This window comes from Halomonas caseinilytica (assembly GCF_001662305.1).
GTDB lineage: Bacteria > Pseudomonadota > Gammaproteobacteria > Pseudomonadales > Halomonadaceae > Halomonas > Halomonas caseinilytica.
Genome location: NZ_BDEP01000002.1, coordinates 191,338 through 209,664, shown reverse-complemented (window position 1 = coordinate 209,664; position 18,327 = coordinate 191,338). Strand labels below are relative to the sequence as shown.

The following is an 18,327-nucleotide window of genomic DNA, read 5'->3' as shown; positions in this document are numbered from 1 at the left end:
TCGATATATGAGCTGGGCGCTATAGAACGAAAGGGGTACTGAGATAGGCTCTAGTTCTAATGAACCGATCAGGGAGCGTTCAGGCTAGTGAGGAGCTCACTATATGCGTTTCGAATTGTGAATCTGGCTGAAATACGGAATGGAGTCGTCGTTAGCGATGTGGTGACATATAGAGAATGATTCGAAAGCTCACTGTGCTTCTGGAATTGGTGTTCGTCACGAAGCCTGAAGATTATTACGATATTTCCAGAGTCGAATAACTCAGGTAGCGAAAGCAATACTTATCGGGAAGCTGTAGCCGTATAATTCTCCAGTCTTGTGATCGCTTGCTTTAAGTTTGATGCTTCGAGTCACTAACTAAAATGAGCCAATGGGGAAGTCTTTTTGCAGATAAAAGTGAGTTTGTTATATAATGGGAGAATTGGAAAGGAGGGTGTGTGAACCCTCCCTTTTATACGCTATGATAGACGACTTAAAACTGCAGTGTTGCGGTCAAGGTGTCTGTATAAGTGCCTGCAACTGCAGCTGTGTCGTTAGCATTCAGCTTACCATAGAGAGGAACTTCAACTGCCTGCCCATTGGTAATGTTGAATGTCACAGCCTTATTGATGCCGTATGCTTGAGTGCGGGCATCATCTTGATAGATGTTATAGGTGAGTGTGTCGCCACCAGCAGTGCTGATCTGCCGCTCTGCACCACCCGATGTGCCGCCATCGAGAGCCAGTGTAAAGGAGTTTACACCTCCTGAGCATACAACCGAGATGGCTCCGCCGCTAACCGAACTGGTAACTTCTGCATTAACGGCTTCGCTCCAAATGGGTTGAAGTGTTCCGAAATCCAGGACACCCCAGGATGTTTCGCTACCCCCGCCTTGGCCGCCATCAGTGCTAATTGCGCAGCCTTCCATGACAGTGGCCTTGACCTCAATCTGACCAGTGACAGGCGCTGTTTGTGCATTGGCAAGAGAAACAAATCCCATAGATGCACCAACAACGCTTGCCAACATAACATTCTTTAATTTCATAGTAGTTAGCCTTGCTCTTCAGTATAGGAAGGTGTTCGGTTGAATGTTGGTTTGTACTTTTCGGATTGAAAGTACCTTGCCTAGAATAGGTGAGCCGCTTGCTCGCCTCTATGGGAAAATTCTCATTTTTTAAATCCCTACTGGTTTTTCATTCTGCTCTTGATAAGCTGGATACTCTCACAGAGTATGCAGCATAGCAGGATGACGACTCTCAGGATGAGAACTATCTCATTTTTCTTCTGGGAAATGAGAATTCTGTCGTGGAGATTTTTTGTGTGAAAAGGATATCATGTTGCTGCTTATAGAATGAGGCAACTGAATTTTTCAGCCAAGTGTCTTCGCCATATACGTGAAGGCAAAGATCATGATTAATTCGTATCCTTTTTCTGGTTGAAAATGGAAGTTTTTTGTCTAGAGGGTTGGTCATGAAAACCTCTCACTGCTCTTATGTTACTGGTTTATTGCTTCTGTCGGTTGCCTCCGTGTCCATGGCACAAACACCCAGCTCCAATGAAGCAGTTTTGAATGTCAAAGTGACGATGGAGCTCACTCCCGCATGTGAGTTCTTGGCGGGGGGAGGGGCCGGAAGTGGCGAAGGGAACGTAAATCTTGGAACCATGGACTTCGGCTCTTTTTATCCACAGGATGCCAAGAGAACGACCCAGCTTTCCGGTGGTGAAGCTGGTAATGGAATTAGTGTGAAGTGTGCCACCGGTGTCGATGCCAGTGTGCTACTGCAGAGCTCTTTGAACACGGTCCAAGCAGGGGTGAGTGCTACAAGAGTCATGATGGATGGGGAAGGAAATAGTATAGGTTACGATGTATATAATGAAGTGAGTATGTCGACACCTCTGCAAGATGGCGATGTTATAGCAACTGTCAAGGGAGATGGTGGTGCACAATCAATACCTTTGTACGGTATGGCCAATATTACCCATGACACAGAGGCGGGCGAATATTCAGATACGCTGTATATAACCATCGAGATCTAAAGAGAGCAAAACATGACGAATCGTATGAGGATTTTATGCTCTTGTTGCGTTGCTTGCGTCGGAATATTGGTTACTAACCCTATGTGGGCAGCTCCAACCGCAACCTTTGAGGTATCTGCCGCGATAGTAGAAGGGTGCGTGGTTTCTGGTGGGGGGGCGAACGGAAACTACGGAACGCTGGATTTTGGAACGGCCTCGACCCTTTCAACCGATGAAAAGACAGCTGAGCTGATAAGGAATCAGAGTGTCTCTTTTTATTGCACTGAGGGCGTGACTCTCAACGCTGCTATTGATGGTGGTCAGAATTATGTCAATGGACAGCGGAATATGATAGCCGAAGATGGAAGTGGCAGCCTAATTCCTTACTCTATTTATAGCGATGCCAATATGGCAACCCCCGTCGGGGTGAATGAAAATATCATGATTGTAGCAGAAGATGCTAACCAAATAAGCATACCGCTTTATGGGAAGCTGAAGTTATCAGGGGGCAATCCTGCGGGACGCTATAATGACAACCTAACATTAACCGTTACATGGTGATTGAATCATGGAAAAGATACCATTTCGATTGCAGAGATTTTTGATCGGTGCGGTGCTGGCATTGCTTACAACGAATGCCTTGGCTGCGGCTTCTGTTCAAATATGGCCGATTAACCCGGTAATTCGTTCCGAAGAAAACGCCACTGGGCTATGGCTGGAGAATCGTGGCAACAAAGAGGTTACTCTTCAGGTACGGACGTTTTCATGGGAGCAGGAAGCTGGAGATGTTTATTCGAACCAGAAAAATATTATAGCCAGTCCGCCTGTGTTTACAGTGCCTGCTGGTGAGAAACAGCTTATTAGGCTGACAAAGGTTGGAAGCGTTGAGCCTGGAGTTGAAGATGCTTATCGGGTCATTGTGGATGAAGTTCCTGTAAATAATAAAGATCCCGATAATCAAGGCACACTTTTGAAATTTCAAATGAGGTATTCCATTCCCCTTTTTGTTTATGGGGAGGGGGCGCAACCTTTGAAAGAGGAAGGTGAAGATTCCTCTGGCTTTTTGGAAGATGGTCTTAGCTGGAGAATTGTCGACAATATGCTGGAGATCAGTAACTCGTCGAATCACCATGTGCGGCTTACTGCAGCCAGCATAGTTAACGGTAGTCATGAGGTTTCTCAGGGGAATGAGTTGTTGGGGTATGTGCTTGCCAACTCCTCGAATCGTTGGCCTTTGCCTGATGGGTTGAACAATCAGTCTTCGCTTAAGGTTCAGGTGAACGGTGGGGACGCCGTTATTATTAACAAGGGCTAAGACTATATTCTGAAAAAGGGGATTCAGGGTGTGTGAAGATAAAAATTGGCCATTCTTGTTTCAGAATAAAAATGGCTTTTTGGTTCGGGCAAGGGGGGCGGCGTTGGTTGCCGGCGTTGCCCTTTTTTCCGCAGAACATAATGTGGTCTGGGCCGAAGGCTTTCGTACCATTCCTGATATCCCTTCAGAGAGCAATAGCCAAAGTCAATCGGACCTGGCGGCCTCTCAGGAGGTCGAGCTGTATCTAGAAATTATTGTGAATGGACGCAGTACGGGCACGATTTACCGAACTATACGAAAAGGCGATGACTTCTTCCTGGATAAGTCGTTCCTGGTTGAGCATGACATTCGTGTTCCCAATGATGCCCCCATGCGTGTCAACGTATCTCAGCTGACAGACGTGGAGGTCGAGTATCAAGAGAGAGAGCAGAAACTGGAAATCACGGTGCCTTCCGAATGGCTTCCCGAGCAGAGTTTGAATCTGGCGGATGGCCGAAACTACACGGAAGCCAAGGTCGGTACGGGTCTGCTTTTTAACTATGACTCTTATACGACGCGGACCGATATCGGAACCAATACTTCTCTGTGGAATGAGATTAGGTTCTTTAGTCCTGCTGGAACCTTCTCCACAACCTCAGTTTATCAGGATTACATTTCTGGGGGAGATGAGATCGTTGGGCAGGATAATTTCATTCGCTATGATACTTCATGGGAGTACTCCGACCAGCACTCCATGAGGAAGTATCAAGCCGGCGATTTCGTTTCCGGCTCCCTGCCCTGGAGTAACAGTGTTCGTGCGGGAGGGGTACAGGTCTCGCGCGATTTTGGCGTGCGTCCTGACCTGGTGACGTACCCGCTTCCCGAGTTCAGCGGATCGGCGGCGGTGCCCTCTACCGTTGACTTGTTCATTAACGGTAACCGTTCCGGGCAAACTGATGTCAATCCCGGTCCTTTTACTCTGACGGATATTCCATATATCAACGGTGCGGGGCAAGCAGTTGTCGTCACGCGCGATGCCTTGGGTCGGGAGGTGTCGACCACCGTACCCTTTTACGTCACGAGTGATTTGTTGAGACAAGGGCTTTCGGACTACTCCTTTGGAATCGGTCAGATCCGGGAGGACTACGGCACCAAGGATTTTTCTTATGGCTCGACAGTGGCGAACGGTATCTTTCGCTATGGTGTGACAAATGATTTTACCCTGGAAAGCCATCTTGAGGGGGCGAGTGGGCTGCAGCTATATGGTCTCGGGGGTGTCTACCAGCTAGGCATGCTGGGGACGTTGAATACTGCCTATAGCTATAGCAACGATAATGACGAGTCTCAAAGTGGCAGTCAGTACAATGTCGGCTACCAGTACTCTGCTGGAGCTTATAATTTTGGTTTGCAGTACACGGATCGAGATTCGGGGTATACGGATCTTTCCTCGTACAAATCTGGCTATCGGTTGAGCGATCAGTCTTTGCAGGCCAATGCCAGTATGTCCTTCGATAAAATCGGCACGCTGGGAGCGGGATACTTTGACATCAAGAGCTTCGAGGGTGACAGAACCAAGCTGTTAAACCTCTCGTGGAGTAAATCTCTATGGTCAAACGTCAGTGCCTTTTTCTCGGCGAATAAGGACATGGGCGATGATGGTGGCTGGACAACAATGGCACAGGTCAGTGTGCCGATTGGTACGGCCGGAAGCGTCAGCGCGACGACGAATCATCCCGATAAAGGTACGGCGTCACAAATCGTGCGCTATTCTCATAGCGTGCCCAGTGATGGTGGCGTAGGGGTCAATGTGGCCTATACCAACAACGAAGGCAATGATGGCTACTACCAGGCCGATGCTACCTATCGCTCACGCTATGCCCAATTGCGCGGCGGCATCTATGGCTATGAAGGGGGAGAGGACACCAAGTGGCTCGATGCCTCTGGCTCGGTCGTCGTAATGGGCGACAATGCCTATCTCGCCAACAAGATCACGGATGCCTTTGCTGTCGTGGATGCTTCCGGCTACGAAGGCATTCCTGTTAGCTATGAAAACCGGCTGATCGGAGAAACGGATGCCTCCGGTACCGTGCTCGTCCCCTGGGCGACCGGCTATTACGATGCGAAATACACCATTGATCCGATGAATCTGCCCTCGAGTACTGAAGTATCGACCGTGGAGCAGCGCGTCGCCATCAAGAGCCGTACGGGCTATAAGGTCGACTTCGGTATTAAATCGATTCGTTCCGCGGCCGTTACCTTGCAGGACAGTCAAGGCCAGTCTATCGCACTGGGTTCTGTCGCCACGATCAACGACACAACAACGGCGCCTGTCGGCTGGGATGGCGTGATCTACGCGAAGGATCTCCAAAAGCAAAATTCCCTGCTGGTGGAAAAGGCGGATGGCGGTAGTTGTCATGCATCTTTCGAGATGAAGGAAGTTTCCGAGCAAATCGCAAACATTGGCCCTCTGGTATGCCAGTAGAACTTGGGAGGCAGGAATCATGCGTCAGATCATATTGATATTTGCCGCGCTCTGCGGCTGGACCTGGAGTTGCAATATCTGGGCTGATTGTAATGTAACTGTAGGAGATGCAGGTTTTGGTAGTCCTACTTCTAAAATTGTCCGAGAGCAACCAGTAACAACAAGTGGTGCGGGCGGAATAGTATGTGGAGGAAATCTTGGGTTTATTAGTAACCGCTGGATATTCTCGAAATCAGAGTCAGCAGGCCCTTTTGAATTGGTAAATCAAGCATATCCTTCTGAAAAAATCGGTTTTGAGGTCTATACAGATGCAGGCTATACGCTACCTTTGACAACACAAGTACAAGAGTTCTCTGATTTTTCAGTTATTGACTTTGGTGGTGCTAAAGAAGGCATTCCTCTCTATTTGAGAACGATCCCTGGGTCGAATGTTCGAGCTGGTCGATACGTGGGAAGTATTCCCGTACGATGGTATTGGCAGGTATGTCAAGGACTTGGTGTTGGCCAAATATGTTTGGGTTGGAATACCAGTCCTGGGCTTGTGACAAATTGTATTCTGGGGATTTGTTACAAACCAGAAGAGCTTGGTCAAGGGGCGGTAGGAACTATAAACGTTGAGCTTTATGTTACGAAAGATTGCCAGATTAATGCGCCGAATATCGACTTTGGCTCGGCGCCTTTGGTGGGTGAGTTTGATCCCGTCCAACAACGCATTGAAGTACAGTGTGCCAAGGGGGAAGCCTATTCGGTGGGGTTGAGCGATGGCAATCATCCTGTCGATGGTGTTCGGAGCATGCAAAAAATAGATGGTACTCAAGCCATCAAGTACGAGATCTATAAAGGAAACGGCACCACAGGGGAGCGCTGGGGGAATACCGGCAGCGAACGCTTCGACAGTGCCGATGCCAGTGTAAATCCGGGGGAGGCCGATGGGCTGAACTCTCAGGCGTATCGTTATACCGCCAAGATACTGGAAGATCAGAGTACCCCTTCGGGCGGCATTTACCAGGATAGCGTGGTTGTCGATGTCGCCTACTAAACCTCTCGAGGAGTCGGTAGGCCGTAAGGCCTATCGGCCTCTTCTCTCTATGACGTTCATTATCCTGTTGACGGTTTCGGCCTCCGTTTGGGGCCAGTCGACTGCGGGCAGCAATAGCCTGTATCAATCGCGTCAGCAGGATCTGCTCGAGCATCAACGCCATCAGTTACAGCAGATAGAAAAATCAAGATCCTTCACGACCGAGAAAAGGGAGGAGGAAAAGAGTGAAACGCCATCTGAGGGTCAGGCCGATGCGGCAAGGTGCATTCCTGTTGAAAGGGTCGAGATATCCGGCAATGTTGCATTGACACGCCAGGAGTTGCGAGACGGTATCGGTCACTATGAACACCGCTGCTTGACGTTCTCCGAGTTGAATGAGGTGCGCCGAGATCTGACCCTTCGATACATCGATGAAGGGTTCTTGACCACCAAGGTCTATTTTGGGGAGCAACAACTGTCTCCGCGTCGCTGGAATACCTTGAGGCTGACGGTGGTCGAGGGAAAAATCGAAAAAGTCTCCTCCGACATTCTGTCGGATTCCGAACTATGGATGCTTCTTCCCGAACGGCGCCATGCCTTGAACATTCGTGACCTGGAGCAATTGCAGGATCAGGTTTCCAGGTTGGATAGCGTCAGCACCTCCGTCGATATTGCCCCGGGGAACGCTCTGGGCACGAGTCGCATTGATGTCAAGGGAACGAGAGACTTTCCCCTTGAGCTTGGCATTGAGTATGACAATTCTGGACAAGTGTCTACCGGGCGTCATCGAGCTGTCTGGGATCTATCCTACGACAGTCCGCTGGGGCTGGCGGATAAACTGTCTCTGTCCGGAGAGAAGTCGCTGGATGGCGTGAACGACCAGGGGGAACTGACGCAGGTCGGTGGCCGTTACAGCATTCCATTTGGGTGGTGGCTGTTCTCTTACACCTATCAAGAGCAGGAGGCGAGGGTGCCCCTGCGCCTGGCCGATGTGCTGGCATTTGATAACACGGGGAAAAGTACCTTTCAGCAGCTTCGACTCGAGCGCGTTGTGCAGCGTGACGGTAATGGCAAAACCTCCGTCATGGGCGGGGTCAACAAAATCGAGTCCGAGAACTTCATTGAAAACATCAAGCTGGACTTGTCGAGCTTTGATCTGAGCGAGGCGCTGCTTGGCCTTTCCCGCAGTGGGTATCTTGGCAATGGGACCTATTACGGCAGTCTGAATTGGGCCAAGAGCATCAATGCGCTGGGGGCCGATCATGATAACGCTGAAGCGTTGGGCGATGTGCGGCTATCGTATGATCGGTTCAATCTGGCGGGAAGTCTTCTGTATCCCTGGTTCATCGACAAGAACGCTTATATTACCTATGAAACATTGCTGGTTGCCCAGTATTCGGACGATGTCTTGCCAAGCCCCGTCAAGTTCAGTGCCGGCGGGAGCGCATCGGTTCGTGGGTTCAGAGATCAACTGACCAGCAGCAGTACAGGGGTTTATTCAAGAAACCAGGTGTCACTGGTGCATCGTTTTCATGCCGTTGACGGCTGGGAGAGCCTGGTCGATAGCGCCTATGTCGGACTGGGGTATGACATCGGGCATGCCAAGGGAGAGCTCTATAACGATACTTACTCGGGGAGGCTCTCCTCGGCATCTTCAACGCTGGGACTGAAAGGAGGAAATCTCTCACTGGAAATCACTTACGCGAAATCATTGATCCATCCTGAGGGCTTCAGGGATGAAGACCCTCTGTATTTCAACCTTCGTTATGACATCTGAATAGAGACTGGCTATGAAAACCTTAGGTTCACTGTTGCTGGTGGGAGCAGGCGTTGCCCTGTCGTCAAGCGCGCTGGCGGCCGGCATCACCATTAACCCCGCGCAATCCGGCACTTCCGTCTCACTGACTGAGAGCGGTACCACTCTTGTCGATATCGTGGCGCCTGATGCCAACGGCATTTCCCACAATACGTATACCGACTTTAATGTTGGCCCCAATGGCGTGGTGCTGAACAACTCGACGGTCAGGACTCAGACGGAACTGGCGGGGGCCATCGCGGGCAACGCCAATCTCGGTGGCCATGCCGCAAGCGTCATCCTGAATGAGGTGGTAGGCGCGAATGCCAGTCAGCTGGGGGGGGCGCTGGAACTAGCCGGCGCCGATGCCAAGGTCATTCTGGCTAACCCTAATGGAATCGCCTGCAATGGGTGCCAATTTAGGCATATTGATCAGCTCGATCTGGTGGCGGGCGCGCCGGACACCTTCAATGGCGAACTCAAGGGGTACCGGATCGATGACGGCAAAATCACCGTTGCTGGGGGCGAGCGGCTGGATGCCTCTGCTACCGATGAGCTCAATCTTATGGCGAATGCTATCCTCGTGGAGGGGGGGATAGAAGGCAATAACGTCAATCTAGTGGCCAACAGAGGGCATTTGCGTCCGGACGGTACTATACGTTCCTCGGATAGTTCAGGGTATTTCCCAAAAGTGGCTATTTCGGTGGAAGAGCTAGGTGGAGTTCGTGCATCTAACATTCGTTTGGTATCGGGGAACTATGGAGGCGTTGGAGTAAATATAGCTGGCTATGTAGATTCCAATTCCGGGAGTGATTCTCAAGGGAATATCAGAATCGACTCCTATGGTGATATCAATATCGATGGAGGAGGAGTGTTGTATGCAGCTGATAAATTAGAGTTGACTACTGACCATAGCCTCTATAATCGTGGGCGTGTGCAGGCGGGTAACGCAACGTATGCTCATGCCAAAGACTCGATAGACAATGCTAGTGGAGTAATTGGCTCTCAGAATACAATAGATCTTTCTGCTAACCATATCTATAATGTTGGTGGCCATATTCAGTCTTATGGCTCCATTTCTCTTGAGGATAAATCCTGGTTCGGTGTGAACAATACATTCGGAACCATCAAGGCTGCTAAGTCTATTGAGGGTGATGTTCCTGGATGGTTTTTTAATATTGGTGGCACAGTTGAGTCAGGTATTTAATGTTTAGGAGCATAATGTTAATGAAAAAGAAATTTCGCTTTACGTGGTCTGCTGTCGCGGGTCTATCGTCTCTTGTCACTCCCCTGGCGGCCTTGGCGGGAGGCATTGCGACTGTCCCGAATGCCGGGGTGGACGTTTCCCATCAGCCTTCCGGCGTTGATGTCATCAACATCGCCACGCCGGATAAGAACGGGCTGTCTCACAACAAATATACGGACTTCAATGTTTCTCATTCCGGAGTCGTTCTCAATAACTCCTCTACAGGAGGGGCGTCTAGCCTGTTGGGTAGCGATATCGCCGGGAATGCCAACCTCGCCAAGGGAAGCGCCTCCGTCATCCTGAATGAGGTAGTGGGATCGGCGGGCTCTTCGCTGAACGGGGCTGTCGAATTGGTAGGGCAGGATGCGCACGTCATTATCGCCAATCCCAATGGCGTTTCCTGCAACGGCTGCTCGTTCAGCAATGTGAACCAAGCGACTCTGGTAGCGGGGGAATCGCGTATTTCTCAGGATACGCTGGACGGTTTCGCGGTCTCCGGTATCCTCGAGGTGGGCGAAAAAGGGCTGGATGCCTCCGGTACATCCGCCTTGACCCTGGCGGCCAACCAACTGTTCATCGATGGCATCGTCACCGGCCAGAACGTTGCCGCCTTGGCGGGCCATGGTTTCATGTCCGCGGGCACGGCTGCCATTGATGCAGGCAGCAGTGCCGTGCACCCCGACGTCGCGATCGACGTTGCGGCATTGGGCGGTATTCGTGCCAACAATATCCGTATCCTGTCGACCGATAACCAGGTGGGCGTTGGTGTGAACGTCGATGGCGATATCATGGCGAACAATGGTTTGAATATTGATGCCTATGGCAATGTGGTCGTGGACGGCTTTGTGCATAGTGGTGGCGATCAGATCGTCCATGCCCGGAACCTGAATAATACGGGGACCATCAAGTCAGACGCGAAGATGCAGATCATCACGACTCAGGATGTCAACAATAACCATGGCACGATTGCCAGTACTGATGACATGAGCATGACGGTTCATCACTTGAACAATGACCATGGTCGTATCGCCACGGCCGGTGATCTGAGCCTTGATGACAATTCCTGGTTCGGTCCCACCAACTTCTGGGGCAGTATCGAGACGGGCGGCACTTTTGAGGGCGACCGCCCAGGCTGGCTCCTGGGGATTGGAGGTAGCCTCAAGGAAGGGACTGGGGCTATCTGATCCTCTTCATTGCAGGGGGCGGAGGCATTCGCGGCGACGATTCCCCGCGGCTAGCAGGGGATGATCTCTAGGGCAGGACCGACGAGCCGTCTGCGCATGCTGAGTGCCGCGCTATAGCCGCCATCCTTGTTTCTACCGGGTCTGTCAGGCCTTCCGCTCGGGGAGAGTCAGCCCCCATCATTTCCATGACGAGGCGTGCTCCCATTGCACGAAAGGCGCCGTGGGCCTATGGTTCGCGGCGCCTGTTCATTTCTGAGGAGCCCCCATGTCCACGCCTTTGACATCCTTGTGGCGCGGCTATCGCGATACGTCGCTGATACTGCGGGTCACCCTTGCCCTGATTCTGGGTGCCGTGGTCGGCCTGGTAGGTGGCCCGGCTGTCGGCGAGGCGCTGGCGCCGCTGGGCGAGCTGCTGATGCGGCTGTTGACGTTCATCATCCTGCCGATCGTGCTGTTCACCTTAATGGCCGGCATCAATCAGGGGCGAGCCGGTAGTCTGGGGCGCATCGGTCGCAAGGTGTTCCTTTATTACATGGCCACCTCGGCGCTGGCGATCATTGTCGGGCTGAGCGTTGCGACCCTGTTGTCGCCGGGCGAGGGGATGTCGCTGGAGGGGGCCGAGTCGGTGTCGGTGCCCGAGAACCCAGGCATCCTGTCGGTCGTGCTCGGCATCGTGCCGACCAATATCATCGAGGCCTTCGCCGAGCAGGACCTGCTTGGCATCATCTTCACCGCCATGGTCTTCGGCCTCGCCGTGGCCCGTCTGCGACAGTCCGATAGCCGCAGCGAGCTGGGCGAGCGACTGGCGGGGCTGATCGAGGCGCTCAACGCTGTGACCCTCAAGGTGATGAGTGGCATCCTGCATGTGGTGCCGATCGGGGTGTTCGCCATCGTGGCGGGTACCGTGGCCGAGCGGGGTATCGACACGCTGCTGTCGCTCGGTGACATGGTCGTGGTGCTCTACGTGGCGCTGGCCGTTCACTTGCTGGTCTATCTCGGTTTGTTGAAGGGCTTCGGCGTGCCGTTGGGTGCTTTCTTCCGTGAGGCACGCACGCCCATGGCCACGGCCTTTGCCACTCAGAGCAGCTCCGGTACGCTGCCGTTGACCCTCGAGGCCGCGCGTCGGCTGGGGCTTTCCCGGACCCTCTATGGCTTCAGTCTGCCGCTGGGGGCAACACTCAACATGGACGGGGCAGCGATCCGCATTGCCATCTCGGCGGTGTTTGCCGCCAATGTGGCGGGCGCATCACTGGACCTTGCCAGCATGCTGCAGATCGTGGTGGTCGGCACCTTGATCTCGGTGGGTACCGCCGGGGTGCCCGGTGCCGGCATCGTGATGATCGCCACGGTGTTCTCCCAGGTGGGCCTGCCCATCCAGGCCGTGGCGTTGCTCACCGCCATCGATGCCTTGGTCGGCATGGGTTGTACGGCGCTAAACGTGACGGGTGACCTGGTTGGCACCGCGCTGATCGGTCGCAGCGAGAACGAGCGCATCGGCACGTCGGAGAGCGCGGAGACCGATGCGACCTGCAAATCCTGAAGGTCAGACACGATCCATTCGGTCCATGGGCGCTGATCCGCCTCTTGACACTCAGCGTGGAGCAGACGAGTGGCGGTGGCGTGTTGCGAGGGGTCGAAAGGTAACCTTTAACAGGCTATCTTTTCCCTGTCAGAGGTGAGCGGCGATGCATGGCGAGTGCATCGTCGCGCCCGCAACGCACTCGTACAGGAATTCCCATGAGCCAAGATACCGAGTACACCCCGCCGAAGGTCTGGACCTGGCGCCAGGAGAGTGGCGGCCAGTTCGCCAGCATCAATCGCCCGATTGCCGGGCCTACGCATGACAAGACGCTGCCGGTCGGCGAGCATCCGTTCCAGCTCTATTCGATGGCCACGCCCAATGGCGTCAAGGTCACGGTGATGTTCGAGGAACTGCTGGCGAAAGGCCATGCGGGGGCGGAATATGATGCCTGGCTGATCAAGATCGGCGACGGTGATCAGTTCGGCAGCGGCTTCGTCGACGTCAATCCGAACTCCAAGATTCCGGCGCTGATGGACCACGGCACCGAGCAGCCGACCCGGGTCTTCGAGTCGGGCGCAATTCTGCTTTATCTGGCAGAAAAGTTCGGCGACTTCCTGCCCAAAGACCCCATGGCGAGGACCGAGGCACTCAACTGGCTGTTCTGGCAGATGGGCAGCGCGCCCTTCCTGGGCGGCGGTTTCGGTCACTTCTACGCTTATGCGCCGGTGAAGCTCGAGTACCCCATCGACCGTTACGCCATGGAGACCAAGCGCCAGCTCGATGTGCTCGATCGCCATCTGGCGGAGAACCGCTACCTGGCCGGCGATGAGTACAGCATCGCCGACATGGCCAACTGGGCCTGGTACGGCCAGCTGGTGCTGGGGCGTCTCTACGATGCTGCCGAGTTCCTGCAGGTGCATACCTACGAGAACGTGGTGCGCTGGGCACAGGAGATCGATGCGCGTCCGGCGGTGCAGCGAGGGCGCATGGTCAACCGGACCTTCGGTGAGCCGGAGCTGCAGCTTCACGAGCGCCACGACGCCAGCGACTTCGAGCACAAGACGCAGGACGTTATAAACTCTTGATCCGCCGGATCTGACCTGGCGAGCGCCGTGGGCCCGAGGCCGGCGGCGCCTGTGTAACGGGCACGCGGCCACAACGAAACGGGGCCCGCATGTGCGGGCCCCGTTCAACGAACCGCGAGGGTTCGCGTGCTCTCGTGATCTTTGGGATCAGCCGAGAGACTTGATGTTAGAGGCCTGAAGGCCTTTCTTGCCCTGGGTCACGTCGAAGGAGACGCTTTGACCTTCCTGCAGGGACTTGAAGCCTTCAGCCTGAATTTCGGAGAAGTGGGCAAACACGTCGTCGCTGCCGTCGGCAGGAGAAATGAAGCCGAAACCCTTGGAATCGTTGAACCACTTGACGGTACCAGTCGTCATTTGAAAATCCTCTCGCGCTAAGCGCCTTGTAAAGTTTCTGGTATTACCCAGGATCAGTAGCGGGTACAACAAGAAATACAATTACAGGCGGTCGAAAAGGATCGAATGCTTCTGGAACCATGCTGCTTGCTTACCAACTGACGCCACAGTGTCACGCTGTCTCGCTCAGGTCAAAGACTTTCGCATACTATTTTTCTGGTGGTATTGAGTTGGTAGGGCACGGGCTAGCCCCCGATGATGAGGCGCTCGTCGGTGATGTGGCCGATGGCGCCATAGCGCCAGGGGCGGTTGTGCAGGCCGTGGCCGCTCGGCAGGCCGGTGTAGAGCGGCAGCCCGAGCGGGGTCAGGGTCTCGGCGACGATGGCTTCCAGCGGCGTGTCGCCATAGGGCCGGCAGCCCTCGAAGGTGCCTAGGCACACCGCGGCGGCCCGGTCCAGGGCTCCGCCGTGCACCAGCTGCCACAGCGCACGTTCCAGGCGGTAATAGGGCTCGCCCACGTCCTCGAGGATCACCAGCGAACCGGGTGGGGGGCGAAAGCCCGCCGGGGTGCCGATCAGGCTGGCGAGCGTGGCAAGATTGCCGCCTACGACAGGCCCTTCCAGGGTGGCAGGAGCATCCGCGTAGGGTGCTAGGGGGTAGTCGAGAGGTGTCGGCCCCTGAATCAGCGCCAGGGTCTCCTCGAACTGGCGTCGCACGATGTCCCGTTTGTCGGCCTCGCCCTCGAGCACGCCGACGGCGGCCTTGGCCACTGGGCCGTGGATGGCCGGCACGCCGTGGCGGTGGCCGTGATCGAGCAGCACCGTCACATCGGAATAGCCGATCAGCGGCTTGTTCGAACGCGCGAGTCGCGACCAGTCGATGCCGTCGACCAGTTGGGCGGCGCCGTAGCCTCCGCGCACTGCCCATACCGCTTGGGTCTCGGGAGCGTCGAAGGCGGCGTGCAGCTGGGCCAGGCGATGTTCGCGGCTGCCGGCGAGGTAGCGCTTCGGTGTCTGCAGCGGCTCATCGTAGTGGACGTCGGCGCCCAGTGCCTCCAGGCCGCGAATGCCGGCATCGATGGCCTCGGGGGCGGTGTAAGACGACGGGGCGATGAGGCTGACGGCGAGCGGCATGAAGACTCCTCGTGGGGCGAAGGGCACAGCCCGGTATTGTCGGCGGGATGCGGTCGGCTGTCACGGGGCGGTGTGTCGTGGTCAGGGGCGGGGTGGATGGTGAAGGCCTGCTCGAAGCGCTTTGCCGTGGCATCGCGCATGATGCCCTCGCGGCGAGCCGCCTCAGGTCAGATGTACCGCGCGCAGCGTGCTCGTCAGGCGCTCCAGGAGTGTGCCGCTGTGTCGCCAGAAGTGCCAGTAGAGGGGAACCTCCAGGGCGTGGCCGGGGGCGAGGCTGATCAACTCGCCCCGCTCGACCGGCTCTCGAACCTGCATCATCGGCATCATGCCATAGCCCATCCCGGCACTGGCCAGGCGCACGAAGCCTTCCGATTCCGGGCAGAGATGGTAGGGGAAGGGGCCGTGATAGCCGAACCGGGCGAGGAAACGATGCTGCAACTGATCGTGGGGGCCATAGACGATGGCGGGCGCGCGGCGAAAGGCGCTTTCGGTCGGGCCGTCAGGGAAATATCGCGCGATATAGCGCGGCGTGGCCATCGGGTGGTAGGCCATCGTGCCCAGCGGTACGCAGCGTGCGCCGGCGATCGGCTGGTCGCTGGCGCACAGGCAGGCGGCCACGTCGCCATCTCGTAGTCGCTTGAGCCCCACGTCCTGGTCCTCGATCACCAGATCCAGCAGCACGTCCTCGCGCTGGCAGAAGTCGCTGACCGCCGATGCCCACCAGGTCACCAGGCTGTCGGCATTCACGGCGATTCTCAGGCGTGGCGAGGCGACCTCGAGAGTTGGCAGGGCATGGCCCAGCTCGCGCTCCAGCAGGCACACCCGCTGATAGTGATTGAGCAGACGTTGGCCGGCCGGGGTCGCTGCCAGATGTGGATGACGCACCAGCACGGGCTGGCCGAGCCGTACCTCGAGAGCCTTGATGCGTTGCGAAATTGCCGACTGCGTTAACCCCAGCACGTCCCCGGCACGTTCGAAGCCGCCGACTTCCAGAACAGTGGCCAGGGCTTCGAGCAGTTTGTAGTCGAGCATAAGCAAAACTAATGCGTTATTAGCAGAATGATTTTTTAGTATAACAGCATGTCGTTAATCTGGCGGAGTGATGGCAAGCCAGAGAAGGACGATGTCGATGTTAGAGAGTTATCTGACCGGGTTGTTGGTGAGCGGAGGTATCATCATCGCCATCGGTGCCCAGAACGCTTATGTCCTGGGGTTGGCTGTGCGCCGCGAGTATCACTGGTGGTCGGCTGGGCTGTGCATGAGCACGGATCTGTTGCTGGTGACCGCCGGCATGTTCGGAGTCAGCGGGCTTCTGCTGGCAGTCCCCGAGGCCCTGGCGATAATGCGCTGGCTGGGAGTGGCTTTTCTGGCCTGGCTGGCGTTGCAGGGGATGTATCGCGCCGCCACGGGTCGCCACGGGCTGGAGCGTGCCGAGGCCGAGAGGCGCGGGCTGGTCCATGTGCTGCTGGCTACCCTGGCGGTTACGGTGCTCAACCCCCAAGTCTACCTGGACACGTTGCTGCTGATTCCTTCGGTGGGAGCGCAGCAGGAAAGTGCGGTTGCCTTCGTGGTCGGTGCCGGTAGCGCCTCGGTGGCATGGTTCAGCTTGCTGGCCTGGGGGGGAGCCCTGCTGTCGTCCTGGTTGTCACGGCCTCTGGCCTGGCGCCTGATCGATGGTGGCATTGGCGTGATGATGGCCGTCATCGCCTTGCAATTGGCAGGCGAGGGACTGGGGGTGTATCAATAAAGACTTATTCATTTGAGGGAGACTGCTACACTGGGAGTGCTCTGAAGCATTTGCCCCGAAGACACTCGTGCTCTGTTCATGTGCGGCATCGATGCGCATGACGAGCTCGATCGACAGGAGGAGGTTTCGTCATGTCGCGCGTGATATCTCTGCTCGCTACCGCATTTTTCGGCAGTGCCTTGCTGGCTGCACCGGCAATGGCCGACGTCGAGGCCGCGGCGCCACCGGAAGATGCCAATGTGTATTTCATCTCGCCGCAGGATGGCGCCACCGTGTCGAGTCCCGTGACCGTGCGCATGGGGCTCGAGGGCATGGGCGTCGCGCCGGCGGGCATCGAGGTCGAGAATACCGGCCATCATCACCTCTTGATCGACAAGCCGCTGGATGACGTGGATCTCGCCTCGCCGCTCCCTGCCACTGATCAGACACTGCACTTCGGTGGCGGTCAGACCCAGACCACGCTCGACCTCCCGCCGGGCGAGCACACCCTGCAATTGCTGTTCATGGACTATCGCCATATCAGTTTCGATCCGGCGGTGCATTCGGAGTCCATCACCATTACCGTCGAGTGAGCGTCACCGCCGAGTGAGCGTCTGGCGGTCGATCCGCGAAGGTGCGGTTGGCACGAACCTTTGCCCGTGATGCTGTCCAAGGAACATGTCTTGTCACTACTAGGATGATTGACCATGAAACGGATGTTTCTTTTTTTCTATTTTCTGCTGGCTGCCGCAGTTCTGGTCGGTTGTGCTGCCGTGGAGCGCTCGGGGAACGAGAAGGCCGAGGCAGCGCTGGGCGAGTTGCCGGCCAGTTTCCGGGGGACGCTGCCATGCGCCGACTGCCCCGGCATTCGCTATCATCTGTCGCTGTTCGAGGATGGTGTCTATACCCTGGAGACGGTCTATCTGGGCAGTGACGAGGCCAACCGTTTCCACGAGAAGGGCGAGTGGTCGCTGGATGGTGCCGGCAAGACGCTCACCCTGACGGACGACGAGGGCGCTCGACTGTGGCGCGTGCGGGATGCTGCCACCCTGGAAGCCCTGGATCTTGAAGGCAACGAGATCGAATCTTCCCTGAACTATACCCTGAAGCGTACCGATGGCTTTGTCACCGAGACGCTGGAGAACAGCTACTGGAGGCTTACCGAGTTGCGGGGCGAGCCCATCGAGACGACACAAGGGCAGCGCGAGGCGCATCTGGTGCTGCATCCCGAAGAGCAAAGGGTGGCCGGGGCCACGGGCTGCAACCAGCTTTCGGGCCGTTACCAGCTGGAAGATGACCAATTGAGCTTCGGTCCTCTGGCGACCACGCGCATGGCCTGCATGAACGAGGCGAATGTGGAGTCGCGCTTCCTGGCGGCCCTGGAGGAAACCACGTCTTATCGAGTGCTGGCCGACAGGCTGGAACTCTACAACGACGAAGGCGAACTGCTGGCGCAGTTCGTGGTGCAACACCTCACGTAAACGCTACCGTCGACCCTGATCCGGCCGGCCCCT

The 18,327-nt window shown here is 55.7% G+C and carries 17 protein-coding genes; 13 read left to right on the top strand and 4 right to left on the bottom strand.

Translation table 11 applies throughout. From position 1 onward, the window contains the following. Nucleotides 1–472 precede the first annotated feature (472 nt). A complete protein-coding gene (locus tag A9O65_RS16845; RefSeq protein WP_082920091.1) occupies nt 473–1,024 on the bottom strand; it encodes a Csu type fimbrial protein in 552 nt (183 codons plus the stop codon). A gap of 425 nt (nt 1,025–1,449) precedes the next feature. On the opposite strand from A9O65_RS16845, the gene A9O65_RS16840 reads away from it, so the two are divergent. The 10 genes from A9O65_RS16840 (at nt 1,450) to yghU (ending at nt 13,621) form a co-directional block, all read left to right on the top strand. Further along, complete coding sequence (locus tag A9O65_RS16840) at nt 1,450–2,016, top strand: Csu type fimbrial protein (protein ID WP_082920090.1); 567 nt, start codon at nt 1,450–1,452, stop codon at nt 2,014–2,016. Between the two features lie 12 nt (nt 2,017–2,028). Continuing rightward, nucleotides 2,029–2,556 (top strand): Csu type fimbrial protein, encoded by a 528-nt coding sequence (locus tag A9O65_RS16835; RefSeq protein ID WP_082919969.1) that lies wholly within the window; start codon nt 2,029–2,031, stop codon nt 2,554–2,556. Between the two features lie 7 nt (nt 2,557–2,563). After that, a complete protein-coding gene (locus A9O65_RS16830) occupies nt 2,564–3,310 on the top strand; it encodes a fimbrial biogenesis chaperone (protein ID WP_074749306.1) in 747 nt (248 codons plus the stop codon). Between the two features lie 28 nt (nt 3,311–3,338). Then, nucleotides 3,339–5,771 carry a fimbria/pilus outer membrane usher protein gene (locus A9O65_RS01600; protein ID WP_139180658.1) on the top strand — a complete coding sequence of 811 codons (2,433 nt, stop codon included), beginning with the start codon at nt 3,339–3,341 and terminating at the stop codon, nt 5,769–5,771. 19 nt (nt 5,772–5,790) lie between these two features. Beyond that, a complete protein-coding gene (locus A9O65_RS16825) occupies nt 5,791–6,810 on the top strand; it encodes a Csu type fimbrial protein (protein WP_074749307.1) in 1,020 nt (339 codons plus the stop codon). Between the two features lie 49 nt (nt 6,811–6,859). Then, nucleotides 6,860–8,566, top strand: a complete 1,707-nt coding sequence (locus tag A9O65_RS01590) for a ShlB/FhaC/HecB family hemolysin secretion/activation protein (protein WP_175473452.1) — start codon at nt 6,860–6,862, stop codon at nt 8,564–8,566. A gap of 13 nt (nt 8,567–8,579) precedes the next feature. Further along, nucleotides 8,580–9,791, top strand: a complete 1,212-nt coding sequence (locus A9O65_RS01585; protein WP_064701154.1) for a filamentous hemagglutinin N-terminal domain-containing protein — start codon at nt 8,580–8,582, stop codon at nt 9,789–9,791. A 20-nt stretch (nt 9,792–9,811) separates the two neighbouring features. Next, nucleotides 9,812–11,014 carry a filamentous hemagglutinin N-terminal domain-containing protein gene (locus A9O65_RS01580; RefSeq protein ID WP_175473453.1) on the top strand — a complete coding sequence of 401 codons (1,203 nt, stop codon included), beginning with the start codon at nt 9,812–9,814 and terminating at the stop codon, nt 11,012–11,014. A gap of 265 nt (nt 11,015–11,279) precedes the next feature. Beyond that, nucleotides 11,280–12,554 (top strand): dicarboxylate/amino acid:cation symporter, encoded by a 1,275-nt coding sequence (locus A9O65_RS01575; protein ID WP_064701152.1) that lies wholly within the window; start codon nt 11,280–11,282, stop codon nt 12,552–12,554. 197 nt (nt 12,555–12,751) lie between these two features. Further along, the gene (gene yghU / locus A9O65_RS01570; RefSeq protein WP_064701151.1) at nt 12,752–13,621 is read left to right on the top strand and encodes a glutathione-dependent disulfide-bond oxidoreductase; all 870 of its coding nucleotides are present in this window, start codon (nt 12,752–12,754) and stop codon (nt 13,619–13,621) included. 147 nt (nt 13,622–13,768) lie between these two features. Here yghU and A9O65_RS01565 read toward each other — a convergent pair whose 3' ends face one another. From A9O65_RS01565 to A9O65_RS01555, 3 genes are all read right to left on the bottom strand, one after another. Continuing rightward, a complete protein-coding gene (locus A9O65_RS01565; RefSeq protein ID WP_064699127.1) occupies nt 13,769–13,975 on the bottom strand; it encodes a cold-shock protein in 207 nt (68 codons plus the stop codon). A 224-nt stretch (nt 13,976–14,199) separates the two neighbouring features. After that, a complete protein-coding gene (locus A9O65_RS01560; RefSeq protein WP_064701150.1) occupies nt 14,200–15,087 on the bottom strand; it encodes a S66 peptidase family protein in 888 nt (295 codons plus the stop codon). Between the two features lie 162 nt (nt 15,088–15,249). Then, nucleotides 15,250–16,119 (bottom strand): LysR family transcriptional regulator ArgP, encoded by an 870-nt coding sequence (locus tag A9O65_RS01555; RefSeq protein WP_064699129.1) that lies wholly within the window; start codon nt 16,117–16,119, stop codon nt 15,250–15,252. Between the two features lie 97 nt (nt 16,120–16,216). Here A9O65_RS01555 and A9O65_RS01550 point away from each other — a divergent pair, with 97 nt between their 5' ends. From A9O65_RS01550 to A9O65_RS01540, 3 genes are all read left to right on the top strand, one after another. Next, nucleotides 16,217–16,834 carry a LysE/ArgO family amino acid transporter gene (locus A9O65_RS01550; RefSeq protein WP_064699130.1) on the top strand — a complete coding sequence of 206 codons (618 nt, stop codon included), beginning with the start codon at nt 16,217–16,219 and terminating at the stop codon, nt 16,832–16,834. A 131-nt stretch (nt 16,835–16,965) separates the two neighbouring features. Then, nucleotides 16,966–17,406 (top strand): DUF4399 domain-containing protein, encoded by a 441-nt coding sequence (locus A9O65_RS01545; protein WP_064701149.1) that lies wholly within the window; start codon nt 16,966–16,968, stop codon nt 17,404–17,406. A 114-nt stretch (nt 17,407–17,520) separates the two neighbouring features. Further along, nucleotides 17,521–18,294 carry an META domain-containing protein gene (locus A9O65_RS01540; RefSeq protein WP_064701148.1) on the top strand — a complete coding sequence of 258 codons (774 nt, stop codon included), beginning with the start codon at nt 17,521–17,523 and terminating at the stop codon, nt 18,292–18,294. The last annotated feature ends 33 nt before the right edge of the window (nt 18,295–18,327 follow it).